This window comes from Sporosarcina beigongshangi (genome assembly GCF_033485195.1).
Taxonomy (GTDB): domain Bacteria; phylum Bacillota; class Bacilli; order Bacillales_A; family Planococcaceae; genus Sporosarcina; species Sporosarcina beigongshangi.
Genome location: NZ_JAWLIR010000041.1, coordinates 1 through 26,734, shown reverse-complemented (window position 1 = coordinate 26,734; position 26,734 = coordinate 1). Strand labels below are relative to the sequence as shown.

Here is a 26,734-nt window from a genome sequence, read left to right as displayed (position 1 = left end):
TCAATTATAAAACTGACTAAGGAGAATATTTCAGTTAGCTAGTTCAAAAAACGAATTCTTATTCCTTCGATGTCACTTGATACACATCCTCTAAAGAATGGAAGCCATCTGCAATAACTGTACTTTCCACATTGTCTTTATCTACAGCAATGGGTGTTAACAACACGGAAGGGACTTCAATTTTCCCGTTATTTACTTTTCTCTCAGTAAATATCGTCTCACCTTTAGCCATTGCAACCGCTAGTTTCGCGATTTCCTGTGAAAGTGTTTGAAGCGGTTTATAGACTGTCATCATTTGTGTCCCTGCAACAATACGTTGTACTCCTGCCAAATCCGCATCCTGGCCAGTAACCGGTATTTGACCCGCTAATCCAGCAGCGGCAAGAGCTTGAATGACACCGCCCGCTGTTGCATCATTCGCAGCAATCACCGCGTCAATTTGCATATTGGTTGTTCGAAGGGCTTCTTCCATATTGGCTTTTGCATTCACTGGAGTCCAATCCTCCGTCCACTGATCGTAAACAATGGTAATATCACCACGTTCAATGTAGGGACGCAGTACATTAAATACACCTTTTTTCAATAAATGTGCATTGTTATCCGTAATCGCCCCACCAATAAAAACATAATTACCTTTCGGCACAAGTGCAGTGATTGCTTCGCCCTGCAATTCACCTACTCGCTCATTATCAAAAGACACATACAAATCGAGATCTGCATTTTTAACAAGTCTGTCATAAGCAATGACTTTTATTCCAGCAAGATGTGCCTTGTGGACAATCGCTGCTGTTGCCTCCGCATTATGTGGCACAATGACTAAAAGATCAATCCCACTTTGAATAAGTGTCTCTGCCTGCGATATCTGAAGCGCATCATTCCCATACGCCGCAACAATCTCGACCTCGGCTCCCAGCGCTTCGACGGACTCCTTAAACATTTCACGGTCTCTCAGCCATCGTTCTTCAAGAAAAGTATCCATCGCAAATCCAATGCGAATTGGACCATCTTTCTCAACAGGAGGAACCTGTTCTTCTAACTCAACAGCCTCCAACTCCTGTTGCGGCATATTTATACAAGCACTTAGCAAGAAGACCATCCCCAAAAATAACGCGACGATTACCTTTTGTTTCAACCAATCACCCCCTAATCAATTGCGCCTCGGCGTAATTGCGTTGGGATTTTGAATTGTGCTTCTCTAAGTGCCTTAATTTCTGCAAAAAACGCAGAAATACGGCAAATCGAACCCTTGGCTGTTCGATTCACAATTAACTCCCCTCAAAATCCCTAACATCCGCCGGAGGCTTAAATAGAATCAGCAAATGCATTTGCTGATTCAAGTTAAACTTCAACTTGTTTACTTACTAACGTTTTCCGATATTCCTTCGGGGATACTCCACACATTTTCTTAAACACCTTACTAAAATAATTCGGCTCGTTATAACCAATTTCAAACGTAATCTCCTTTAAACTAAGCTCTGGATCCCGCATCAGCTTCTTCGCTTTTTCAATTCTGCACTCCGTTAAAAAGTCGATATAGTTAATGCCTAGCTTTTCCTTGAACATTTTACTAATATAAATTGGGCTTAAATTGACCCTTTGCGCAAGAACATCTAGTGAAATATCTTGATGTGAATGCTCACTAATATAGTGTTTTATTTGATGGATTTTATCGGCTTCTAAACGATCGTAATGTGTTTCGTAGCTGATATTCATTTGATCGATTAACAGCAGCGTCTCTGTACATAATTGACGATAATCCTGTACTTGAAATGAGAAAAATGCGGTATCTGTTTCTATCCCCATTTCGTCCATCACGCGGTTTGCGATCCAGAGTAACTCAAGGACTCTCTGCTGCGTGTATACTAGTGAATTCCCCTCATTCTCATGCTGCTGAATTAAATCTAGTACCCCCGAACGAATGGATCCCCAATCGCCCAAACGAATTTGGTCAAAGAAGTCCTTTTGCTGCTGCTTAATCACCTGTTTGTCTGTTTCAACACTAAGGGCTGGAACATCAGCATAAAATCGACTTTTGGTCGCTATTGTTGTATCTGCAGTCGCAATGAGCGCTTCTTGATAGGACTGACGAATTTCATCTAATGACTCATACACTTGACCGATTCCTATAAACCAATCCGAGCCTGCTTGCTCTTTATCCATTACTAAAATGGCTTTGGCTAGTGTAATTGCTTGCAAACGAAAGGACTTCTTTTGATCACGAAAAACAATAATAGGAAGTTGTCGCCCATATAAGGCACCTACCCAAGCATCTCCCATTTCGCGTACTTTTTCCTTAATTGACACATAATGACGCTCTGCTTTTTCCGGCAGCAATATGACCATGACAAACTTTTCATAGGTAGAGCGAATCGCCAACATCTCGACGAGCATATCGATATGCACTTCATGTACATGGTCGAATAATAACTGTGTCACAATGTCTGTTTCTGCTAGCGCCAAGGTCTTTTGCCACTTTTTCTGCTGTAGCTGACTCGCAACCTCAAACTCACGCTCACGCTCACATTGCTCCAATACTCTCCCCACTGTCGCTACAATCTCACTTGCCTTACTAGGCTTCAGCAAGTAATCCTTTACGCCTAGCTTAATAGCCTGCCTTGCATAATCAAACATATCAAATGCTGTCACCATGACAAACTTAGTCGTTGGATGACTTACTTGAATCTTTTCAATGGCTTCAAGTCCCGTCATGCCCGGCATCATTATGTCCATCAAAACCAAATCTGGTTGAATGATATCGGCCAATTCAATCGCCATCTTGCCATTTTTCCCTTGGTAAATTGTGAGTTCAGGGAAAGCCTTTTGTAAAATCGCTTGCATTCCTTCTAGTTCAGTCGGCTCATCATCCACAATAAGAAGCCTCATCATCATTTTCCTCCCTTACCGTTGGAATTTGTATGACTACCCTTGTCCCTCGCCCTTCTCTACTATCAATCGTGATGATATTTTCTTTTCCGTAAAACAAATACAATCTTTTTACGACGTTTTGAAAGCCTATGCCGGTAGAATGTCCTTCGGTTGGAACAACATGTCCGAGCAATAGTTGCTCCATCTTCTCCTGTGTCATTCCTTTTCCACTGTCCTCGATTTCAATCATGACACTGGAGTCATCCCTTTTTATTGTAAACCAAATAGTGCCGCCATTCTCCTCTGGCTCAATCGCATGGATGACCGCATTCTCAATAATCGGCTGAAGTGTTAAACCCGGAATTTTCACTTGTAGACATGACTCGTCAATGTCCACCTTAAATTGCAAACGATCTCTAAAGCGCGCTTTTTGGATATCCATATACTGATTCAACACAACCACTTCTTCAAATAACGTCACGGAACGGTCAATTCGCTTCAAATTATAGCGCAGTAAACCCGCCACACTGACGATAAGATCGCTCGTCTCCTCCGCACCATCCAAATAAGCTTTTTTCGACAAAGTGTTCAATGTATTAAATAGAAAATGTGGATTTATTTGACTTTGTAAGCTTTTAAACTGGCTCTCCTTCAATAACAGCTTACTTTGCTGGAGTTCATGCTCAAGCAATGCCTTTTGTTGGATTTCCACTATTAAGTCATTGATGTTTATCCGCATCTTGTTAAACGTTTTTGCTAAAAAGGCTATCTCATCATTGGACTTCACTTCAATTTGTTGATTAAAATGACCTCGAGATAATTCATTGGCCGCCTTCGTCAGTTGATGAATCGGTCTTGTAATACTAAGTGAAAACCAGTAAGTTGCTAATAATAACACAGCAGTCATTAGCAGCAGCAACCAAATACCGAGCTTTTTCAACTCCTCTGACTGTTGAATAATCGCTCTGTAAAAACGATTCGAAGACTTTAATTCACGGTCTAAAATCGTCAGTGTCATTTCTGATATATACAAAGAAATACGATTTGCCTCATTGAATTGATTGGTCGACCCCTCCGCTTCTCGCTCGTCTGAAAAGAGAATGGAACGGTTCGTCGTTTCAATTAGACTATCTATCAAATGAATATAATTTGTTACTGAAAATGTATTTTCAGCGTTTCTCAGCTCTGCTACGTCCTGTTTTACCTCTTCAAGAATACCTATACTCTTTTCAATTTGTTGCTTATGCCGGTCTGTTGGATTGACTAAGTAATTATTTAAATGAGTAATGATTTGTTGACTAGCTGTTGTCACTTCATTCATCCGCAAATAGCGCTGTAAAATCATATTCGATTGCTCTTGTGTTTTCTGATTATAATGTGTCAGCGTCAACCAAATAATGCCCATAATGAGGAGCATCATCGATACTAGCATCCAAATCTTTTTTTGAATCGTCGTCATTACTCTTCACCTTTCGCTTCAATCATTCTCGCTTCGGTGAGATAACCATTTGAATCGAGTGGAACAGTCTTACCCGATATCCATTCCATCATCCTTTTTACACTTTCGCTGCCCATTTTTTCCGGCTCCTGCCCTAAAACCCCATCAAGCTTGCCTTGTGCTAGGAGGGAGGTCGACTCTACGCCATCATCAAACGTGTAAATATAATAGGGGATCACTTGTGTGCGTCTCTCGATTTCCTGAATCATCGGTCCTGTATAATTTGCATTGATTGTTATAAAGGCAGTCGCGCTAGGCACTTCATTCATCACCCTTTGCGTCGTGGCAATCACTTGTTCCTTTGTATCTGCTGTCTCTTTCACAATCATGCTGATGTTTGGATATTTACCTAATATATCCTGAATCCCTGCCAAACGTTCTTTTTGATAAAAGGCCTGTTGTTGGTCTCCAAGAATCACTACTTCTCCAGATGTCCCCATTTCTTCTATCAATCGACTTGCCACTATCTCTCCCGCCAAATATTGGTCTGAACCAACATATGTTTTGCGTAAACTTTCTTCGACAGGCACATCATTTGCTACCGTAATGACAGGTATACCATAAAAAGCCGCCTTTATCTTTGTGAGCTCTTTGAATTCCTCATTATCTAGTCCCTGCACAATAATGCCGTCTACCTTCGAATGAATGGCAACCTCCATTTTCTTTAAAAAAGCATCTTTGTTATTACCATAGCTTCCCCAAACTTCGAGCTGAGCATTTTCTTTTCGTGCCTGCTGCATAGCCCCTTGACCAACCTGATTCCAAAAAGGAGTGTCCAGCTCTTGTGTAATGAGTACAAGACGAATAGACGCCGGTGCTGAGGAGAGGTTTGCAGGCATGTCACTTGTTGAACGGAATGCCTTAACAGCTGACATAACCGTCATATAGGTAAAAACGACGATGAGTGCAACAAGTATGAGCACAACTTTCTTCCGCATACGCCTCCCCCTTTCTAATACTTTCCTTTCATCTTACCACCTGTTGAAAAATTGACAACGCTCTAGTAAATTCGAAGGCACCCTACAGTTAGGGTGCCTCGTCGTTCTACTATTCTCTTAGGCTCTTTGCTTACGTGTCATCACATCAAAGATAACAGCCCCGGCTAAAACCCCACCGCGAATCATATACTGATAAGATATTCCTACACCTAACAAGTTCATCCCACTTGATAACGAAGCCATTACGATAGCTCCTATAATCGCACCTGTTACTTTACCGACACCACCCGCGGAAGAAACCCCACCGACATACGCTGCCGCAATTGCATCGAGTTCAAAAAGTGTTCCTGCTGTAGTCGTCGCCGATTGAAGGCGTGATGTAAATAGAATGCCAGATAACGCTGCAAGCATTCCCATCGATCCAAACACGATGTATGTAATCTTTTGAACATTTATCCCACTTAAATGCGCCGCCTCTGGGTTGCTTCCAACCGCATAAATATGACGACCGAGTACCGTTTTAGTTGTTAAGAAATGGTACACAATGACAACTGCTATGATAATCATAACCGTCCAGGAAAATCCATTATATCCAGCCAAAATCCAAGTGATATACGCAATAACTGCCGATATCAAGATGAGCTTTACACTAAATAATTGCCTAGACATCACATCAAAACCATATGTCAATTTGTTGCGTCGATTGGCAATTTCATTGTAAACAAAGAAAAGAATTCCGACAACCCCTACTATTAACGTTAGTAGATGCAAGCCATTGATTTGCATAATTGATGGAATAAATCCATTGCCTATCGCGTTAAATTGTTCGTCTCTCACAATAATCGTTCCTGTTTTCTCCGTAACTTGAAGGAGTGCACCACGGAAAATCAGCATTCCCGCTAGCGTAGCGACGAATGATGGAATCCCAATCTTCGCAACCAATGCACCGTTTAGTAGACCAATTACAGTACCTAAAATTAAAATCAACGGAATCGTAATCCATACCGACAGACCCCATTGCATCAAGAAAATAGCTGTAATTGCACCTAAAAATCCTGCTAAAAAACCAACCGATAAATCTATGTGGCGAATGACAATAACGAGTGTCATCCCAACTGCCAAAACTGCAATATATCCAGCTGAATCCAGCAAGTTACTAATATTTCGAGAAGACATAAATAGACCGTCTGTCATAATCGTAAACGTTAACAAAATAAAAGCTAACGCAATATACATCCCATAATCCCGAATATTGGCCTTGAGGAGCGCTTTCCCTTCTTTTAAAAATTCCATCGTTATCCCCCTTATTGCGTCGCAAGTTCCATAATTGTTTCTTGTGTCGCATCCTTCATGTTCAATTCTCCTTTAATAGCACCGTTTGCCATCACGTAAATACGATCGCTCATCCCTAGTACTTCACCAAGCTCAGAAGAAATCATAATAATACTCATACCTTCGTCAATTAACTGATTCATAATCGTATAGATTTCAAACTTTGCTCCAACATCAATTCCACGTGTTGGTTCATCCAAAATCAAGATCTTAGGTCCAGTAAACAACCATTTACCAAGCGATACTTTTTGCTGGTTTCCGCCACTCAAATTGCCAACCTCTTGCTCTAGTGAGCTTGCTTTAATGTATAACGAGTCTTTGTATTCTGAACCAACCTTCACTTCTTCGTTTAAATTAAGAATCCCCTTCTTCGAGATTCCCTTTAGGTGTGCTGCGGATACATTGCTTTTAATGTCCTGTAATAAAAACAGTCCGTCACCTTTTCGATCCTCTGTTACATAGGCAATACCAGCCTTAATGGCATCACTTGTATGCTTCAACACTGCTGGCGCCCCTTGAATCTCCAAATCCCCTTGTAACTTATAGTTTTTCGGGTTTCCAAAGATACTCAACGCAAGTTCTGTACGGCCAGATCCCATAAGTCCAGCAATTCCAATAATCTCGCCTTTTTTCACTTGAAGGTTGACATCTTTTACAACGTTTCTCCCTAGTTGCACATCATAAGCAGACCAATTCGACAATTCAAGGACAGTTTCCCCGATGATCTTGTCTGGGTGTTTTGGATAAATGTCTTCAATTTCACGTCCCACCATGTTTTTAATGATGACGTTTTCCGACACTTCGCCTTTACTAGCATCCAGCGTGCAAATCGTCTTTCCATCGCGTAAAACAGTTACTTTATCCGCTATATGAATGACTTCCTTCAGCTTATGTGAAATCATGATACAGCTAATCCCCTGGCTCTTCAGTTCCTTCAAGAGTTCTAATAGGTTTTCACTATCATCCTCATTCAGTGCCGCTGTCGGCTCATCCAAAATAAGTAGATTAACATCTTTACTTAATGCCTTGGCAATTTCAACGAGTTGTTGTTTTCCTACACCTAATTCCTTGATCAATGTTTCCGGTGTCACTTCTAGCTTTACTTTTTTCAGTAACTGCGTGGCTTGGACGATTGTTTGGTTCCAATCAACGAAAGGACCTTTCTTCACTTCATTGCCTGCAAATATATTCTCATAGACAGTCAAATCCGGAAAAAGTGCCAGCTCTTGATAAATGATGCCAATACCCGTTTTCACACTGTCGTTAATCTCACGGAACTGTTGAATTTGGTCTTCAAATACGATATCCCCATCGTATGTCCCATGTGGATAGACACCGCTCAACACCTTCATCAATGTCGACTTCCCTGCACCGTTCTCGCCGACCAAACAATGAATCTCTCCTTTTTTCACTTTGAAATTCACGTTCGATAGGGCTTTGACTCCCGGGAACTCTTTCGATATATCATTCATCTCTAAAATATATTCGCTCATTCCATCGCCTCCCTAACCCAAACAAAATAGAAATGGAGAAATAGTGATAGAAGATGCTATCACTATTTTTCCTTTTCCAATGTAGTACTTTTACTCTAAACCTGTGAAATCGCTTGCTTCGTAGTATTTAGAATCGACTAGCTCAGCTTTCACGTTGTTTTTATCTACTACGATAACGTCTGTTTGTTTCGCTTTCACTTCAATTGAACCATTATCATAAGAACCAGTTGTTTCTGGAGTATTACCGTCTAGGACTTCAACTGCCATCCCCATTGCATCTTTTACTAATGTACGAACGTCCTTGAACACTGTCATTGATTGTTTTTCATCAATGATGTATTGGATTGATGCTTTCTCCGCATCTTGCCCTGTTACAAAGAAGTTTGTAATTGCACTATCAGAGGCAAATACGTCTGCGATAGAACGAGCTGTTCCATCATTTGGCGCTAGCACTGAAACATCACCTTTTTGGTCGTCACTTGCTGCTGTTAAGTGTGTTTGTGCTTTGTTTTTTGCTTCGTTTGCATCCCAGTTCGTTGTAATTTGACCAATAATTTTTCCTAGTTGATCGCGTGAAAGATCCGCTGAACCTTTTAATGCTTCTGCTTCACTTGAGTTGGCAATTTTAAAAGTGCCATCTGCAATTTTCGGTTGAAGCACTTGCCATGCCCCTTCGAAGAATAAAAATGCATTGTTATCTGAAGCTGCTCCTGCATACAAGTAAAGTGGAACGTCAGAACCCTGTGCATTATCTACTAAATACTGTGCCTGTGCAGCACCAACTGCTAAGCTATCAAATGTTACATAATAATCCACTGCATCTGTATCTGTAATTAAACGGTCATAAGCAATTACTGTTACGCCCTCTTTTTTCGCTGCTTCTACTGCAGATGCAGCTGCTGCGCCATCATGAGGAGTGATGATTAATACTTTGATACCTTTATTTAGTAATGCCTCTACATTTTCTTTCTCTTTCGCTGAAGATCCTTGGCTAAATAGAATTTCTGTTGAATAATCAGAATCTGCTAACGCATCCTTGAAGCGTTGCTCATCTTGTACCCAGCGCGGCTCATCCTTTGTTGGCAATACAATTCCCACGTCAATTGAGCTACTACCGCCATTGTTACATGCAGCAGCTACTACCGCGAACACCATCAAAATCGCTAACAACATGAACCCCTTGAACTTTTTGACCATTTGTTTATCCCTCTCCCTTTGTTAAAAAATAACTACAACTTCATCATAGACTCTGAATATTCCAGAAGAAAGCGCTATCAATGGTATTCTTTTAACATTTACTGTACTTTTTTAATACAGCTCTTCGTTTAACCATATTCGTGAGCGTATAAAAAAGTACCTGTTTGTTAATTAACCAATAACCATGACAAAATAAATAGCGTGCCTGTAATAGTATCTTCAGGCACGCACATCGTGAATAAGTATATGATTTGATTAATTAATTGCTTTCGTTTTGAAATTATTACAGCACTTTGCTTAAAAATGATTGAGTTCGCACTTCTTGAGGATTGCCGAATAATTCCTCCGGAACATTTTCCTCTACGATATAGCCGCCATCCATGAAAATAACACGGTCCCCTACTTCGCGTGCAAACCCCATTTCATGTGTGACGACAACCATTGTCATTCCTTCTAGTGCAAGCTGTTTCATAACCCCAAGTACATCTCCAACCACTTCAGGATCAAGAGCTGAAGTTGGCTCATCAAACAGCATAATACTTGGATCCATCGCTAACGACCTCGCAATTGCGACGCGTTGCTTTTGCCCTCCTGATAGTTCTCCAGGGTATACATGTGCTTTATCAGACAGACCTACTTTTCGAAGTAGCTCCAGTGCTTTCTTCTCAATTTCGCCCTTGTCACTTTTACGAAGCTTCATTGGCGCAAGCATAACATTTTGTAAAGCGGTCATATGCGGGAACAGATTAAATTGCTGGAACACCATCCCAACATTTTCTCTAATTTTATTAATATCGAGCTTTGTATCCGTAATATCTTGGCCATCAATGACAACATGGCCACCTGATATATCCTCCAAACGGTTTAAACAGCGAAGAAATGTACTTTTTCCAGAACCAGAGGGTCCAATGACACAAACGACTTCACGTTCTTTGATTTCCACATTAATATCTTTCAGTACTTCAAGTTCCCCAAAGGACTTCTTTAAATTTTTCACTTGAATTAATGTCATCTTAGTTCAAACCTCCTTTCAACAAAGCTGGAGAGTAACGATAACAGGTAAATAACAATAAAGTAGATAACTCCAACAGTTAACCAAATCTCAAAGTGTTGAAAAGTAGCACTCGCTTGAACTTTACCTCTTTGCACAATATCAGCAATCCCGATGATAGAAAGGAGAGAAGTATCTTTAAAGCTAATAATCGTTTGATTCGTAATTGTCGGTAGCATTCTTCTAAAAGCTTGTGGCAAAATAACGGCACGCATCGTATACGCTTGCGAAAGACCAAGTGATCTCGATGCTTCTGTCTGCCCTTTATCGATTGATTGAATTCCCGTACGAATAATCTCCGAGAAATAGGCTCCAGCATTTAGCGAAACGGTTAAAATTCCGGCCACTGTTCGATCTAACGAAATAAATTCTAGTGAATTCATCCCGAAGTAAATGAAGAATAATTGAACAATAAACGGTGTTCCCCGAATGATATCAACAAAAGCCTTCGCTATCCAGTTAAAAATTCTAAATGGCGTAAGACGTATTAGAGCAACAACTAAACCGATTAAAAAACCGAAAATAATTGAAAAGAAAAAGATGTACAACGTAACTTTTAGCCCCTGGACTAAAAAAGGTAAAGCTGCAATAATCGTATCCATTTACTCACTCCCTCGAGAATGCCAAATTTCCAATCAAACACCTATCAAGCTACTATTTAGGTCGCTTGGTGCTTTACGGAGGCTACCCCTAAGGGCGCCTCCGCTGTCAAATATCAAAATTATTCACTTCACCAGGCAAGCAACTTACTCAGCAAGATATTTTGAAAGAATCTTGTCATATTCTCCGCTATCACGAAGATCTTGTAGACCATCATTAATCTTTTGCAATACGTCACTATTCTTTCCTTTAAGGACAGCGATTCCGTACTGATCTCCATTTAAACGATCCCCGATAATTTGTAAATCAAGATTGTTTTGAGAGATGGCATAAGAAATGACAGGATAGTCTTCAATTAATGCAGCAGCATTTCCGTTTGAAACCTCCTGGAACATTGCAGGACTATCATCGAACAGTACAAGTGTATAACCATATTCAGCTTCATGTTCTCCTGCAAATTTCGCCCCAGTCGTTCCATTCTTTGCAGCAATTGTTTTACCTTTTAAATCTTCAATAGATTCAATATCTGTTGTTTTTGCATCAACAACTAAAGTAAGACCCGCATCAAAATAAGGATCTGAGAAATCTACTACTTTTTTGCGCTCGTCAGTAATACTCATTCCAGCAATTGCAATATCTAGCTGATCCGCTTGCATCGCAGGAATGATTCCCCCAAAGTCCATTGCATCAAATTCAATTTCAATCCCTTGATTTTTTGCAATTGCGGTAATCAGATCAATATCGATTCCTGTATACTCGCCATCTACCTCAAATTCAAATGGTGGGTACGTTGTATCTATCCCAACAACATAGGTTTTATTACTGTCCCCCGAGCTTTTATCTGTCCCCTCTGTCGAACTGTCCCCTTTTTCAGCCCCACATGCTGCGACCAATAACAAGATCGCTACGAACATTGTATATATTCCAAACCTCTTCATACAAATTCCCCCTTTTTCTATTGTAAACATTGCTACCATTCCAAGTTATTAAGCGCTTTCATAACTCGTTCTCATTGTATATTCATAACTACAGAATCAGACGTAAACCTACAAAAGTAAGCGGAATAACCTAAATATTTAAAAAGGAACATTGTTTAAATGCTCTAGGAACTGTATACTAATTTTCAAACAAATAAAAAGCGAAAGTAAGGGAAGAGGGAACATCTTGCGGTTTAGTTTATTACTAAAGAAGGATATTTATATTATTGCAATGATGATTATAATCGTTCCTCTCGCTGGCGAAGTGAAATTTTATCCTTTAAATGACACATTTCGGGTAAGTTTTGGAGCCCCCGCAATCTTCTTTCTTTTACTATTACTAAAAAAAGTTCCTCCAGCCCTTCCAGGTTTCTTGACTGCATCGGCTTTAATACTCTTCCGTGTGGGCCTGGACTTCGTCTTTTTGAATGAAACAGATGTAATCTATTCTTTTCAACAACATTGTCCAACCTTTTTCTTTTACTTCACCTATGCTTGTTTGTTCCAATTCATTAACATCAAGCGATTTCGCAAATCATCTTTAATGATTGGGCTCATAGGCTATGTCGTTGAATTATTATCGGATAGTGCAGAACTGCTTGCACAATATTTGATTTTACAAACAACGATTACACCTTCCGACTTCAACGAAATGAATTTAGCCGCTTTTGCGCATAGTTTTATTGTCATTAGTTTTTTTAATATGCTGAAGCTATATGAGGCAGACTCCCGGGAAAAACAAATACGAGAAAAAAATGAGCATATGCTACTGCTTATTTCAAATTTACATGAAGAGGCTGTCTATTTAAAGAAGACATTAAAAAATGCCGAGACCGTTACAGTGGAATCTTATATTTTATATCGTGATTTACTAGTTGATAATAAAGAGGCTAGCCTGAGAGCCCTGCGAATTGCAGGTGAAATTCATGAAATAAAAAAGGATAACCAGCGGATTTTTGCCGGCCTTTCAAAGTTGATTTCTAAAGAAAGCTTTAAAGATTATATCGATGTGATGGAGCTCATTCAACTCGTTGTTCGTATCAATGAAAAATATATACTTCTTCTCAACAAAAATATTAAAATTACTTATTCAATTGAAGGTAACCACCCCGATTATCATGTTTACACCGTGCTATCGCTACTTAACAACTTAGTAGCAAATGCGATAGAAGCAATTTCAGACAGTGGGAAGATTCATTTACTATTTAGGGAATCGGCTGGAGTAGCCGAATTTCACGTTTTTAATAGCGATTCTACTATACCAGAAAAATATGCACATGCTATATTCCAACCAGGTTTTACATCTCGGTACGATGATTTAGGAAATCCATCTACCGGAATTGGCTTATCTTACGTGGAGGAAGCCGTTACGAATCTTGGTGGGAAAATCCTTTTTAACAATGAAACAAACGGTGTTACTTTCTCTATAAAAATTCCGATGAATCAGTTGACACAGAAAGGGTGATGTAATGCGCTTCTTTATAGTGGATGATGATATTGCCATTCGATCGATATTAACTCAAATTATCGAGGATGAAAACTTAGGTGAAATTGTTGGAGAGGCAGCGGACGGCGATCAGCTGGAAAGTTCTTATTTGAATATGCAGAAGGTGGATATTCTCTTTATTGACTTGCTCATGCCCCATCGAGATGGCATTGAAACCATTCGGCATTTGCTAAATAATTTTAAAGGCAAATTCATTATGATCTCCCAAGTAGAAACGAAAGAGTTAATCGGTGAAGCCTATTCGCTTGGCGTCGATTATTACATTATTAAGCCCATCAACCGGATTGAAATGGTTACCGTTATTCAAAAGGTAATCGAACGTATCCAATTGGAAAATTCAATACACGACATCAAGGCATCCATCGGCAATCTTTTGCATATAAAAGATCCTGCACCGAAGACGACTACCCAGTTGCCTGAAGAAAGTATAACAAAAATTGGTGAATTCCTATTAACAGAGCTAGGCATTTTGGGCGATAATGGCTCAAGAGATTTAATTGATATTCTACATTACTTATTCGCCTTAAGGCGCAATAAAACCGTTGAACAAGATTTTCCTTCTTTAAAGGATCTAACCCTTGAAATTTCAAAGAAAAAACTAGGACCATCAGCTACACAAGTAGAAATCAATAGAGAAATCAAAGCTTCCGAACAACGACTTCGCAGAGTGATTACCAGCTCACTCAATCATTTCGCGTCTTTAGGACTAACAGATTACGGAAATCCTAAATTCGAAAATTACGCATCTAGTTTTTTCGATTTCACTGTCGTTCGACAAAAAATGAGAGAATTAGAGGACGAGTCAAACGCTTCCCACCCACCCACTCGGGTCAACACAAAGAAATTCATTCAAGTATTATTTTTTGAGGCAAAGCGCTTAAAAGGGAGTACATGAACTTTATCGTTACAGTCACCAAATTCAATGCGTTTTTTGTATAGGGATGCGACTTCGCCGCATCCCTATATATGTTTTGTAGCTTAATCACCTCTCGTTAGTGTTCTCAACATCTCCTTGTCACCACGGTACGTTAGTTTCTCTATCCCTTCTTCACGCATAATAGCTATACCCGTGATTTCTACATTCATTTTCTCATTTCCTTTTTTCACATAATCGACATAAGCCGTAAAGTTATAATTCGTTGGAGTAACTTTATTTTGCTCTACTTCAATTTTAGTTACGGTTGTTTGATAGTTGTATTTGTAGGCTGGTTCGTGAAATAGTAGCCCTTGACCCGTCATAACGAATCTATCGTAGCCGCTATCTGTGAAATAAGGTCCATAGGTATCCTTTAAATGCACGTTATACTCGCCATCTAATGGATATTGTCCACCCTCCTTCTGTTCTTCCACCCACTTATCTAGAGCGTTAATTGCACGTATTGCTTCTTCATTAGGAGCATTCAGTTCATACTCTAGGAAGTTTTGAATGAGCTCTTTATTTTTATCTTGTGGTTCGGCTTGGGAGCATCCGGTTGCTAAAAGACAAATAAGAACAATAAATAGAGAGACTCCGGTTTTCAATTTAATGTTCTTATTTCCAATGATTGAAATAGTATTCCTTAGTGATTTTTGATACATTACATTCCCCCCTTTATTTTTTTGGATCTACTTCTTATACGTAGTAGACATAAGAAAAGGTTCATTTTCCAACTACTTCATCCCGTTAGTTAAGAAAGTGAATTATATTCCTTTATTATCCATAACGAGATGAATACATCCATTAGTTTATTCATTTAAATTGTCAAGGCCGGCGGGCCAAATAATTCATGTATAGCTTAAATGAATCCACGAAAAAAGAAGCCTTTTCGCGGTTAATTGAACTGTCGAATGGCTTCTTTTTTCAACTATTAATAACGCAATCCATGGCCAAGTTTATAGACATTGCCATCGCTATCCTTATAGGCATAGCTGAGACCTTCAGGCATATACTTGTCCTTGTCATAGCCCGGTACATCATTTCTCGATACACACTCACCATTCTGATAAACAGCAATGACTTGATCGCTTGCTGGCAACGTTAATGGTAAAACTCCTACAGGTTTACTATTTCCTGCGATCACTTCAAACTGTGCATTATAGAAAGTATCATATCCAACGATTAATGCGTCCGCCAATGGTTCAACATTTCCTAGTAACCATGGCAATGTCACATTCACACTTATTACCACTTTCCCACCACGGCTATGAATGTTGTCTGCCACCTCTTGTAGATGAGTCATGCCAGATAATGTTGTTTCTTGATACAACGAACCATCCAACCCTGATACTACTTTATCCTCGCAAATATCAAGTTCTAATAATCCTAGTGTTGCATCAAAATAGGATCCGGATTTTGGATGTAAGAATAGTATCGCGACGTCAGCTTCTTCATAGTTATCCGTCAACGTAAATTGCCCAAGCTCTAAACATTCTTTTCTTGCCTTTTCAGTGTAAGCAGTTGCTCGTGTCGTGTCCTTATGCAATACTTCCACATAAACCTTTTTATTCGTCAGCTTTTCAGCTGTTAAAGGCAATGTCTGCTGTTGATTTTTAAGGACAGTAACAGATTTTTTATGGCCCTCATAAGCTGCATCCCAATTCGCTTTGTTACTAATGACAGCTGTCGCCGATTCTGGTGAATTATACGTACGATCATCGAAAAGACCTAGCGTGAACATTTCCGTAAGGAGTCGGACATTCGCTTCATTAATCCGCTTTTCACTAATCCAGCCTTTGCTAACAGCTAATTTTAGATTTTCAATATCTCCTGTATCCGCAACAATATCTGTTCCAGCATTGACCGCTTTAGCAAAACGTTCAGCCTCACTTAACTCTTCAACACCCCAGCTCATCTTATTAACGATACCGCTGTCACTATTTACATAACCTTTAAATCCGAGTTTTTCTCTTAAAATATGGTTAATGAAATAATGATTAAATGTGAAGCCTACCTCTTCGAACGGAATGTCTTCACCTTCGAACTCTTGGACGACACTTTTCTTAATACTTGGGATTGAATAATACGGCATGATTGACGATGTACCATATTTTATCGCTGCTCTAAACGGCGGCAAATGGTACTTTTCTAAGCTGCCAGGAGTAGGATACAGGTTCCACTTTCCTTCTATATAATGGGGATCAAATCCATTTTCCCTAGCTCCACCACCCGGGAAATGCTTCGTTGTCATCGCAATACTATCTTTTCCTAACTCTTCACCTTGGAATCCTACGACAAGGCGACCAATCGCGTCAGAAATAAATTCTGAATCTTCTCCAAACGTACCGTATGTCCGTTGCCATCTTGGATCTGTAACGGTATCCGCCATATACATATAGCCTTTTCTAATCCCCGTAGCATTCCATTCTGCATGAGCAATTTTAGCAAATTCGCTAATCAACGATGCGTCTCCACCGTCTTTAATATCTCCTTGTGCTGCCGCTGCAAGCCCTAAAGTTCCAGGCCATGTAGAAAAAATACCACCCGCATCATTCATTCCAAAAATAGGTTCAGCATTTTCATTTCTTGAATTAGACGCTATGATAACTGGAATACCTAAACGCGTTCCCTCAGCAACTTCATTCATTTTATTAACCCACTCCGCCATTTCAGCTGGACTAAAGTTATCTCTTAAAATGAAGTGTCTTAAGTTTCTTTTGGCAATCGTATGTGTTGAGCCATAAATTTTGGATGCAGCAAACATATTTTCCCCTTTTTCTACAACCGCCTCATCCAACACACCATCATGACTGGTCTTCTCCTTATCTTCCTGAGCAAGTCCCATCTTACGTGAATTAATGAGCATCATCCCAACCTTCTCGTCGATGTTCATCAATGACACTAAGTTTTCTGCACGCTCTTTCGGGCTCAAACGCCAATCCTTATAAGGTTCTAGCTTCCCACTGTTATTCAAGTCTTTAAATTTTAGTCCATCCACTTCAATGATCTTCTTGACTCTGACCTCTAGATTGGGTTGTTTATGGTGCATTCCCATTTTAACGCCTCCTCAGTATAGTCTTGCTATATGTGCATTGAATTTGATAACGCTTTCTTTTATACTATAAGAATAACAGCAAAAAATTAAAAATATATAGCGTTTATTGCTTAAAATATTGTAAATGTTGCTGTATAGGAGATGGTGTCAAATGAAGCAATCTGATTTAATTCCAGTCGTCAATAAAGGCTTTGAAATAAATTACTTTAGTAAAAAAAATCATTCCCAAGGTTGGTTCAAAAAATTTAACGAATCATCTGAGGACTTTTCCCAATGGGAGTCTTTATTCCAATTACATAGGCATGATGTTTTGGAGGTTCTTGTCTTTTTAAATGGCGAGTGTGAATTCTTTTGTGAAGGGAAGACATATTCCTTACGGCGAGGAGACGTTGTGGTCATCCCTCCTTACGCTGTGCACAAAGCTACTGTTAAGCATATGGATAGCTATGAACGCATAATTGTTAGCGTGAGCGAGCATTTAATGGATGACTTTCTATTCAGCTCACCATCTATGAAAGAAAATATTGTTAATCAAAAGACACAAAGCTCGCACGTATTGCATCTGCATGAAAAAAAACTCCAAGACGTACATTTTTTACTCAATGAAATAAATCATAAAATTATAAATGAAGAAGAAAACTTTCCTTTCACCATAAATTATCAGTTGTTTCAGGCTCTTCAAATACTTTTTGATCCAACAAGTAGTATGCCCAACCTTAGCAACAACAATAAACTAGACCAACGATTCGTATCAATACTGGAATATATTGAATTACATTTGACCGAACCGGATTTAAGTTTAGACAAAGTATCTACTCATTTTCATTTGAATAAATACTATTTCTCTCATTACTTTAAAAAGAACATGAACCTCCCCTTTTACCGTTATGTATCACTGAAGCGTCTATCCTTTGCTGTTACGATGATTAAACAAAATCAGCTTCCCATTGAGGAAGTAGCCTTGAAATGCGGTTTTCTAGATTATTCAAGTTTCTATAGGCTCTTCAAGAAGGAATACAATCTTTCACCAAAAAAGTTACAAATGGAATATAAAAATTAATGTCTGTTGATTAACCAAACTTAATCAAATTATGTGCAATCTAAGTTCAATCGCTTTTGGTTCGCTTTGGATGGAACAACTTCTATACAATAACCGTGCTATTTTCATGTACAGGGATGCGACTTCGCCGCATCCCTGTACATTATTTTCGGTAATCGTATGATGGTCGTTCATCCGTCGCTCTCCAAAAACGTAGATACACGAAGTGCTAATACTTTTTGGGACGAGGGAATAGAGGGCTTCTTAACTAGAGAGGGCCGCCAAAGATTCAATTTTGGCGGCAGAGGCTATCTCCATCCTGTTTCCTATTCTTATTTTAAATCCTATCACTTACTTCTAAAATGTTTCGCAACATGAAGAAGTAAATACTTTGTTCAATAAGCAATAGTTCCCGAAATTGTATCTTCGGGAACTTACACACTTTAGCAATGTCATCTATTCTTTTCTTTCCAAGTACCTATATTCTTCATTTGAGCATTGGAGGTTTGCGACAGGCAATGATGCACAATAGGATAATCGATAACTGTGTTTCCAGTAATGACGGAGTCATCGCTGGAAACATGATTCCTACGGTTATTTTATCGTCCATCCATTGCCGAAAGTAAACCGGAAATGCCTAAGTCAACAGGAAGTTTTCTGATTCTGGCTTCCTAGTTTTAATTGCAAGTAAATGGTTAATAAGCAGACGAGATAAAAATTAAGAATAGGTCACGTCTAGTACAGCACTCATTCAAGCATGCCGCCATTACAAAGAAAGAGCATCCTCATAAACGGGATGCTCTTTCACTTTTATTTATTTAGTTGCTTTGTATTTTTCTAAAAACTCTTTTGCTTTTGCAGCATCCGCGATAAGCTCATTACCTGTATTCACAAGTGGGCTTACTGTAGAAAATGCTTTTTTCTTATTCCCTTGGTAGTAGCTTAAGAATTCATCTTGATTAATTGAATAGAGCACTGCTTTTCTTAAATCGTCGCTTGTTGCAACTTCACGATTGGCCGTGTTGAAAAGCAAGTATGAAACGGCATTGCTTTCATTTTTTTGCAAGAACAGCTTTTCATCATTCTCAACAAGGTCATATTTTGTTTCAGGCACACCATTGAATAAGTGAATTTCACCATTTCGTAATGAAGATAATGAACTATCTGCATCTGCGATGAAGCGCACAACGACATTTGAAATGAGTGGTTCAAAATCAGTTCCAGGTCGATACGCTGGATTTTTCACGAAATCAGCTTCGTAGTCATTCTTTTTCACCAAAATATAAGGTCCGCTTGCATACAATGTATTGTTATAGCTAGCACCTTCCGTAACGGTATTTTGATCACCGTATGGGATATCCTTATTCACGTCAAATGCTGCAACATCATACGTATTAATACTTTCAACTTGTTTTTTCGAAACAATTCCCGCAGATTGATGCGCCAAGTAATTCAATACTTGTGGGAAAGGTTCAGTTGTTGTCATTTTGATAACTTGATATTTTCCTTCTTTACTATTTGCCTGTGTTTTATCTCCAACAAGTTCTGAAATCTTTACATCTAGACCTTCTTCAAGCGCTTCTTTGACTGTCCCACTACCATCTGACTGTTGGATTTGGTCTAGAGCAGCAAGATCAGTTATAACTTCCGCATCTTGAATATGCTCATGTAAACTATATGTCCGGTGATCAGGAACGGAGTCTTTGTCTTTCGCACGGTTCAGTGAGAAAATTACATCATCTGCCCCTACACGCTCTCCTGTATCTACAGCTTTCCCATCTGCAACTGCTGCAAAGTTGATATCATCCCGAAGAATGAAGTAATACTCAGAATTACCTTCAGCAATACTATGATTATAAGATAAAGAACCATCTGAAACGACAACATCATCGTCCGTTAGATTGACAAGTCGAACATACATATTTGTGTTTAACGTATTAATGGACCCATCATTTCCCTTAACCGGGTCAAGTGACGTCAATGAACCCAATGCTTGTTGTGTAATTAAAGGTTCTGTTTCCCTTTTAGATGTATCGTTAAAGTCAATTGTTTCCCATGCAACCGCACGTGATTTCGCGAGTCGAACTGTATCTACATTCAGTACATCTTTATTAACCCCTTGCGCTTTGAAAGAATTATAAAGTGGTGCAATATAAGCTTTCTCTGCAACAAGCTGTTGTTCTAACTGCTTATAGGTCTCTACAAATTGATCTGGCGTTTCTGTACTTGCTTTATCGACCAGTTCATCTACTTTAGAATCGGCAAGAATACTATAGTCGCCGCCTGTTTTGAATAAAGAACGGACTGCATAATCCGGATTTCCAGTAACTGTCGTCCAACTAGAAACAGCAACATCATAATTCCCTGCATCTTGTTGCGCTTTGAAGCTACCATAGTCAGGCTGGATATTCAATTTCACGTCAAAGCCATTTTTAGTTAATTGATCTCGAACGATATTCATGTCCTCTTCACTAGAGCTCATACCAAGCACTTCAATGACAACCTGCGTATCGTCCTTAACGCCACCTTTAGCCGGTTCATCTTTTTCACTAACATCCGATTTTGTTTGCACGCAGCCAGTCAACACCAATATCAATGTCAGTAAGACTGGAAATAAAATTTTCTTCATATACTTTTTCCTCCTTCATAATTGTGTTCGTTCAACTTAATTCAGCAGAAGTCCCCCACTTCTATAAGTAGTGGGATGAATGCTAGATATGTCTTCAAATTCAGTGGTGTCCAAACCCCGGCTGAATCAAGTTAAGCCTCCGGCGGATGTCACAGATTTTGAAGGGAGTTAATTGCGCAAGCGCAATTCAAAATCTGGACGCAATCACGCCGAGGCGCGATTGATTCTAGCTGTTCGTTTAATCTAACTTTGGATCTAATGCATCTCGTAGGCCGTCCCCTAAAAAGTTGAATGACAGCACGAGAGCAATAATAGCAAGCCCTGGGAAAATAGCCAGATAGGAATGGGATTCCAGATAGGTGCTACCAATCTTCAGTATATTCCCCCACTCGGGAATATGTGGCTCTACGCCAAGCCCTAAATAACTTAAACTACTGGTCGCAATGACTGCGCTCCCTATTGTCAATGTCGACTTCACAATCATCGGTGCAAGTGAATTCGGCACAATTTGTTTAAAGATGATGGAGAAATCCGATGTACCAAGTGCACGCGCTGAATCGACAAAGTCATAGTTTGATACCATTAAGACATTTGCCCGCATCGTTCTAGCATATGTCGGAATGGAACCAACGCTGAGTGCGATAATAAGATTTGTTGTATTGGCACCAAAAGCAGCAATGATAGCAATAGCCAGTAGGATTCCAGGAATGGCATATAAAATATCAAGTAACCGCATAATGATATTATCCGTCCGATTGCTGTAATAACCAGCAATTGCTCCTAAAAAACCTCCGATAATGACTGGAATGGCGGTGGAGGCAAATCCAACAAGTAAGGATATCCTTGCACCGAATATGATTCTTGAAAATAAATCTCTACCGAAATTATCAGTTCCTAATGGATAAGCAAGGCTAGGACTCTGTAATAGATTTCCATAATCATTATCCACTGCAAGATCATAATCAAAGGTAAATTTACTAATGACTGAAATCGTAAGCAATAAGATTATGAAAAACAAGCCCATGACCGCTGTGGAGTTACGCGTAATTTTCAACCACATCGTATTCCACTTTATAATTCTTGATTGATCACGGCTTCTTGACTTCAGTAACAAACTATAGCCTAGAATCAGTGCAAAAAGATTACCCGATAAAGCAGTGATTATAGTTACGATCGCAATCACAGACATCACAGGCGAAGCCTTTGTATCATCGACAAATTTGATTACTAGTATTAATGTAACTACATAAAAAGCCATCATTCCTATTAAAACACCCATTGCCGGTAAAAATGTATCCGACACATATGGTTTGAATACATTAAGTGCAGATATCGCAATCGCAAAAATCTGCGTTAACAGCATATAGACTGCAAATGTATACTCCGGTGTTTTTTTCTTGTTTAACAAACTAAATGCAAATGCCACAGTAAAAATATTTGCGGTGCACAGGCTCAGTAATTGAATGAAACCTAGACGCCTCGTCACCTTTTGAATGTCACCATATCTTATTAAATCCCTTTTCACTCTCCAAGTAATGAACACTTGAATCAGCGTGAACAAAGCATATGCACTAGCAAGGATAAGCATATTCCTATTTAGATCGCCCGTTTTAAAATCGAAACTGTTCAAAAGAAAAATTACCGTCAAGGCCAAGGTAATAATCCAAGTAAAAATTGACTGTGAATATTCCCCAGACAATTTTAGAGCATGCCTTTTGGTCGATGTTGCTTTCATTTTCACACCTGCTTTACGATTGTTTCATCTTGGAGCGAATACGCGGATCAAGGAAAGCATACAAAATATCAATAAGCAAATTGACCAGCGAAATGGTAATCGCAATATAGACGACCCCACCCATAATGGCTGGAATATCCGGAATGAACTGCTTATCAACGATATAGCTACCAATTCCTTTAATATTAAAAACTTTTTCCGTGACTGCCGCTCCGCCCAGCATGCCTCCAAATAACAAACCGATAACTGTAACAACTGGAATCATTGCATTTCCCACCGCATGTTTCCACAATACTTGGTGTTTGTTTAACCCTTTAGCTTTGGCAGTAATGATGTAATCTTCATGAATGATTTCCAATAAAGAAGAGCGCATCATCCTAGCTACAGATGCCGTCAGCCCTGTTCCCAGTACAACAATCGGCATAATCATCGACAACCCATTCTGGGGGCTGAACGTAGCGGGTAGCCATTGGTGTTTTATCGAAAAGTTCAGGATGAAGATTAGTCCTTGCCAAAAATTAGGGATGGATAGGCCTATCAGCGCTATGAACATAAACGTATAATCTAGAAAAGAGTTCGGCTTTGTCGCGGAAATGATGCCAACTGGAATGGCAATTAGTATAGCCATCAACACAGAATACATCGCAATTGTAAAAGTGATTGGGAATTTATTTGCAATACTTACTGCTACGTCCTCATTGCCTGCAAAAGATGCACCTAAATCGAATGTTGCAATCCCCTTAACAGCGTTCCATAATTGCTGCAAATAAGGTAAATCTAATCCGTACAAACGATTAAATGAAGCAATTTGTTCTTTTGTTGCAGAAACTCCAATAATATTAGAGGCTGGGTCAAATGGTGATATGTAGAGAATTGTAAATACAAGAACGGCAACACCCGCAATAACGAAAATACTTTGTACAAGTCGTTCTACGATATATTTAATAAACGGATTACTGAGCAAAAAAAGGAGAGCATACATGAAAATACCGGGAACAAAAGAAATAAGTAAAAAGGAAGGTCGAGCAAATAGCGACTCAAAATAGCTGGAATAGCTTGGCTTGCCTATCCCTTTTTGTCCAGTAAGCTCATCCGTCTTTTCAATTGCCTTCTTTTCAAATTGTTCTTCAGCCAGCTGAATAGCTTGCTGATTTGTTTTCTCTATATTTCCCTCTTCTCCAAAGAAAACTTGTTTCTTTAGCAATTGCTCTTTATACAAACCTAGTAATTCTTCCTTGTAACCAGCCGCGATCATCTCGCTCTTCACTTCTGCCAGAGAAGAAAAATAGGTATGATCCTTTCTTTTAAATAAGTAGAATAAATAAGTGATCAAGTGAATTGGAATACCGGCTAGTAAAAGCAGATACTTATACATCCATCTCCCTTGCATCTTCCTATGGGATTGTTGAAGGATATCCGGCACCACTTGCTTCATTAAATAAAACCTCCTCCCTAAATTGCATTATCCCTACCTGTAAACTATACTATATGTAAAGAGCTCAATATTGTCAATTCTATTATTTTTTCTTACTAAATATGTCAACAGGAAGGTGTCTACATTGGATACTGTTTTAAAAGTTACCGATTTGCATGTCTCCTTTGTATCTCAAGAGGATGATTTCAATGCAGTACGCGGTGTTAGTTTCGAAGTTAAAAAGGGTGAAACGCTAGGAATCGTAGGTGAGTCAGGGAGCGGAAAAAGTGTAACAGCCCGTTCGATTATGCGTCTCCTACCTTCTCCCCCTTCCTATATGAAAGAAGGCATAATCGAATTCCAAGGCCAGAACCTTACGCAGAAAACGGAAAAAGAGATGGAAAGCATTCGCGGACGAGATATTAGCATGATTTTTCAGGATCCGATGACATCTCTTAACCCAACGATTAAAATTGGTAAACAAATTGCTGAAAGCTTGATGAAGCACCAAAATCTTTCAAAGCGAGAAGCTAAAAAGGAAGCACTAGATTTACTTAAAGTAGTTGGTATTCACAATAGCGAAGCGCGGTTTAATCAATTCCCACATGAATTTTCGGGAGGTATGCGCCAGCGTGTCATGATTGCCATGGCACTTGCCTGCCGCCCTTCTCTTCTGATTGCAGATGAACCGACAACTGCGTTAGATGTAACGATTCAAGCCCAAATTTTAAATTTAATGAAAGATATGCAAGAACGTTTCGGTACATCCATCATCTTAATTACGCATGATCTTGGTGTTGTTGCTGGGATGTGCGACCGTGTTGCTGTTATGAAAGATGGAGAAATTGTAGAAACGGGTACAACAAATGAAATTTTCGAAAATCCACAGCACGCTTATACAAAAAAGCTATTAAACGCACTGCCAAGATTAGATGAAAGGAAAAAGGCCAAAAAACCTCCCCGTATTAAAGACGGCTTAGATCCTGCTAGCCCTTTACTTGAGGTAAAATCCTTGAAGCAGTATTTTGACGCTGGAAAAGGAAACTTGACGAAGGCTGTGGATAGCATCAGTTTTCATATTCGACCTGGTGAAACACTGGGACTTGTTGGCGAATCTGGTTCTGGAAAATCGACAACAGGTCGTGCGATTTTACGTCTTCATGAACCAACGGATGGTGACGTACTTTATCAAGGAATGGCTGTCAATCGATTATCAAAAAATGAAATGAAAACAATGCGGCGCCATATGCAAATGATTTTCCAAGATCCTTATTCATCCTTGAACCCACGCTTCAAAGTGCTCGATATTATCGGTCAGGCACTTGATATTCATCGCTTAAGTAAAAATAATGAAGAACGTAAAAAAAGAGTCGAAGAATTGCTCGTCATGGTCGGATTAGAACCGTCACATGCTATGCGATACCCACATGAGTTTTCGGGCGGACAGCGCCAACGAATCGGCATCGCACGTGCATTAGCGGTGGAACCTGATTTCATCGTCTGTGACGAGCCCTTATCAGCACTCGATGTATCGATTCAATCACAAATCGTAGAATTACTAGAGGACCTTCAACATCGTCTTGGACTAACCTATCTTTTCATTGCCCATGATTTGTCGATGGTCAAACATATCAGTGACAGAGTCGCAGTTATGTATGCTGGAAAAATTGTTGAACTTGCTGAAAGTGAGGAGTTATACAACAATCCGCAACATCCGTATACAAAATCATTACTTGCCGCCATTCCAATTCCAGATCCTCGTATCGAATCGAAGAAAAAGCGAGTACTGATGGAGGAACAAACGACAGAAGACCGCTACCAGCTGAACAACTCCGAGTTTGTAGAGGTATCTAAGGGGCACTGGGTGGCTGTTCCTATTAAATAATTTGACACACGCACTTGAAACTAAAAAAGCAATCCGACCTTTACGTTGAAAGGTTGGATTGCTTTTTAAAATGGCGCATGAAGTATAGAGGCGACTATGGATACTAACATCATATTTGTTTGGCTAACTGATACCATCCGCGAATTTTTTATTATAAAAAGGACAAGCAGACGTTTGTCCATTACCACAATCTTTTTAGGACATACATTAAGTTAATGGAAAAGAGGTGATACTATATGTCAAGTTACTACGATGATTCTTGTTCCAGTCGTGATGAAATAAACTGGCTTCGTAGACAGCTGGAAGGATTTGTTGATAATCGGGTTGTTTTCTTCACGAAAGGCGGTATTCATGTTGAAGGGACTATTCGAAGAGTAAGAAGTGAGTTTGTAGAGCTAATCCCAACAACTGATAATCCTGTTGAAGTCGTTGAAGTTGAAAGCAACTCAACTGGCGATGCGTTAGAAAATTTCTTGAATTTCTATCTCCGCATTAGCGACATCGTTGGATTCGGATTAGAATCTCTCGGAGACTAATCCGATTTAAATGGTGACCGCCACCAAAAAGAGCATCCCGATACACGAGGCCACTGAAAAACCTACG

Annotated in this window: 20 protein-coding genes; 5 read left to right on the top strand and 15 right to left on the bottom strand. The window is 39.4% G+C overall.

The window, feature by feature from the left end; translation table 11 throughout:
* Positions 1-58: 58 nt before the first annotated feature.
* The 10 genes from R2B77_RS15400 to R2B77_RS15355 form a co-directional block, all read right to left on the bottom strand.
* Positions 59-1,132: a sugar ABC transporter substrate-binding protein gene (locus tag R2B77_RS15400; protein ID WP_203249013.1), complete on the bottom strand. Its 1,074-nt coding sequence runs from the start codon at positions 1,130-1,132 to the stop codon at positions 59-61.
* A gap of 206 nt (positions 1,133-1,338) precedes the next feature.
* Positions 1,339-2,886, bottom strand: a complete 1,548-nt coding sequence (locus R2B77_RS15395) for a response regulator (RefSeq protein WP_212391904.1) — start codon at positions 2,884-2,886, stop codon at positions 1,339-1,341.
* The gene (locus R2B77_RS15390; protein ID WP_203249011.1) at positions 2,861-4,324 is read right to left on the bottom strand and encodes a sensor histidine kinase; all 1,464 of its coding nucleotides are present in this window, start codon (positions 4,322-4,324) and stop codon (positions 2,861-2,863) included. The genes R2B77_RS15395 and R2B77_RS15390 overlap by 26 nt, the downstream gene beginning before the upstream one ends.
* Positions 4,324-5,301 carry a substrate-binding domain-containing protein gene (locus R2B77_RS15385; RefSeq protein WP_203249010.1) on the bottom strand — a complete coding sequence of 326 codons (978 nt, stop codon included), beginning with the start codon at positions 5,299-5,301 and terminating at the stop codon, positions 4,324-4,326. The genes R2B77_RS15390 and R2B77_RS15385 overlap by 1 nt, the downstream gene beginning before the upstream one ends.
* Positions 5,302-5,418: 117 nt before the next feature.
* On the bottom strand, positions 5,419-6,594 hold the full coding sequence (locus tag R2B77_RS15380; RefSeq protein WP_203249009.1) for a sugar ABC transporter permease: 1,176 nt from the start codon (positions 6,592-6,594) through the stop codon (positions 5,419-5,421).
* An 11-nt stretch (positions 6,595-6,605) separates the two neighbouring features.
* On the bottom strand, positions 6,606-8,126 hold the full coding sequence (locus R2B77_RS15375) for an ATP-binding cassette domain-containing protein (RefSeq protein ID WP_203249008.1): 1,521 nt from the start codon (positions 8,124-8,126) through the stop codon (positions 6,606-6,608).
* Between the two features lie 90 nt (positions 8,127-8,216).
* The gene (locus R2B77_RS15370) at positions 8,217-9,323 is read right to left on the bottom strand and encodes a sugar ABC transporter substrate-binding protein (protein ID WP_203249007.1); all 1,107 of its coding nucleotides are present in this window, start codon (positions 9,321-9,323) and stop codon (positions 8,217-8,219) included.
* Positions 9,324-9,606: 283 nt separating this feature from the next.
* Complete coding sequence (locus tag R2B77_RS15365) at positions 9,607-10,335, bottom strand: amino acid ABC transporter ATP-binding protein (RefSeq protein ID WP_203249006.1); 729 nt, start codon at positions 10,333-10,335, stop codon at positions 9,607-9,609.
* On the bottom strand, positions 10,332-10,976 hold the full coding sequence (locus tag R2B77_RS15360) for an amino acid ABC transporter permease (protein WP_203249005.1): 645 nt from the start codon (positions 10,974-10,976) through the stop codon (positions 10,332-10,334). The genes R2B77_RS15365 and R2B77_RS15360 overlap by 4 nt, the downstream gene beginning before the upstream one ends.
* Before the next feature lie 144 nt (positions 10,977-11,120).
* On the bottom strand, positions 11,121-11,912 hold the full coding sequence (locus R2B77_RS15355; RefSeq protein ID WP_203249004.1) for a transporter substrate-binding domain-containing protein: 792 nt from the start codon (positions 11,910-11,912) through the stop codon (positions 11,121-11,123).
* A 274-nt stretch (positions 11,913-12,186) separates the two neighbouring features.
* On the opposite strand from R2B77_RS15355, the gene R2B77_RS15350 reads away from it, so the two are divergent.
* Together R2B77_RS15350 and R2B77_RS15345 are read left to right on the top strand one after the other, a co-directional pair.
* Complete coding sequence (locus R2B77_RS15350; RefSeq protein ID WP_203249031.1) at positions 12,187-13,416, top strand: ATP-binding protein; 1,230 nt, start codon at positions 12,187-12,189, stop codon at positions 13,414-13,416.
* A gap of 4 nt (positions 13,417-13,420) precedes the next feature.
* Positions 13,421-14,353, top strand: a complete 933-nt coding sequence (locus R2B77_RS15345; protein ID WP_203249003.1) for a response regulator — start codon at positions 13,421-13,423, stop codon at positions 14,351-14,353.
* An 83-nt stretch (positions 14,354-14,436) separates the two neighbouring features.
* On the opposite strand, the gene R2B77_RS15340 is transcribed toward R2B77_RS15345, so the two are convergent.
* Positions 14,437-15,036 (bottom strand): hypothetical protein, encoded by a 600-nt coding sequence (locus R2B77_RS15340; protein WP_203249002.1) that lies wholly within the window; start codon positions 15,034-15,036, stop codon positions 14,437-14,439.
* A gap of 269 nt (positions 15,037-15,305) precedes the next feature.
* Complete coding sequence (locus tag R2B77_RS15335) at positions 15,306-17,429, bottom strand: glycoside hydrolase family 3 protein (protein ID WP_212391902.1); 2,124 nt, start codon at positions 17,427-17,429, stop codon at positions 15,306-15,308.
* A gap of 151 nt (positions 17,430-17,580) precedes the next feature.
* Here R2B77_RS15335 and R2B77_RS15330 point away from each other — a divergent pair, with 151 nt between their 5' ends.
* Positions 17,581-18,489: a helix-turn-helix domain-containing protein gene (locus R2B77_RS15330; RefSeq protein ID WP_203249001.1), complete on the top strand. Its 909-nt coding sequence runs from the start codon at positions 17,581-17,583 to the stop codon at positions 18,487-18,489.
* Between the two features lie 793 nt (positions 18,490-19,282).
* Here R2B77_RS15330 and R2B77_RS15325 read toward each other — a convergent pair.
* The 3 genes from R2B77_RS15325 to R2B77_RS15315 all read right to left on the bottom strand — a co-directional run bounded on the left by R2B77_RS15325 (position 19,283) and on the right by R2B77_RS15315 (position 24,267).
* The gene (locus R2B77_RS15325) at positions 19,283-21,097 is read right to left on the bottom strand and encodes an ABC transporter substrate-binding protein (RefSeq protein ID WP_203249000.1); all 1,815 of its coding nucleotides are present in this window, start codon (positions 21,095-21,097) and stop codon (positions 19,283-19,285) included.
* 238 nt (positions 21,098-21,335) lie between these two features.
* Positions 21,336-22,832: an ABC transporter permease gene (locus R2B77_RS15320; protein WP_203248999.1), complete on the bottom strand. Its 1,497-nt coding sequence runs from the start codon at positions 22,830-22,832 to the stop codon at positions 21,336-21,338.
* 13 nt (positions 22,833-22,845) lie between these two features.
* Positions 22,846-24,267 carry an ABC transporter permease gene (locus R2B77_RS15315; RefSeq protein ID WP_203248998.1) on the bottom strand — a complete coding sequence of 474 codons (1,422 nt, stop codon included), beginning with the start codon at positions 24,265-24,267 and terminating at the stop codon, positions 22,846-22,848.
* 124 nt (positions 24,268-24,391) lie between these two features.
* Here R2B77_RS15315 and R2B77_RS15310 point away from each other — a divergent pair, with 124 nt between their 5' ends.
* Together R2B77_RS15310 and R2B77_RS15305 are read left to right on the top strand one after the other, a co-directional pair.
* A complete protein-coding gene (locus R2B77_RS15310) occupies positions 24,392-26,131 on the top strand; it encodes an ABC transporter ATP-binding protein (protein WP_232843524.1) in 1,740 nt (579 codons plus the stop codon).
* 236 nt (positions 26,132-26,367) lie between these two features.
* On the top strand, positions 26,368-26,667 hold the full coding sequence (locus tag R2B77_RS15305; protein ID WP_203248997.1) for a hypothetical protein: 300 nt from the start codon (positions 26,368-26,370) through the stop codon (positions 26,665-26,667).
* Positions 26,668-26,734 lie beyond the last annotated feature (67 nt).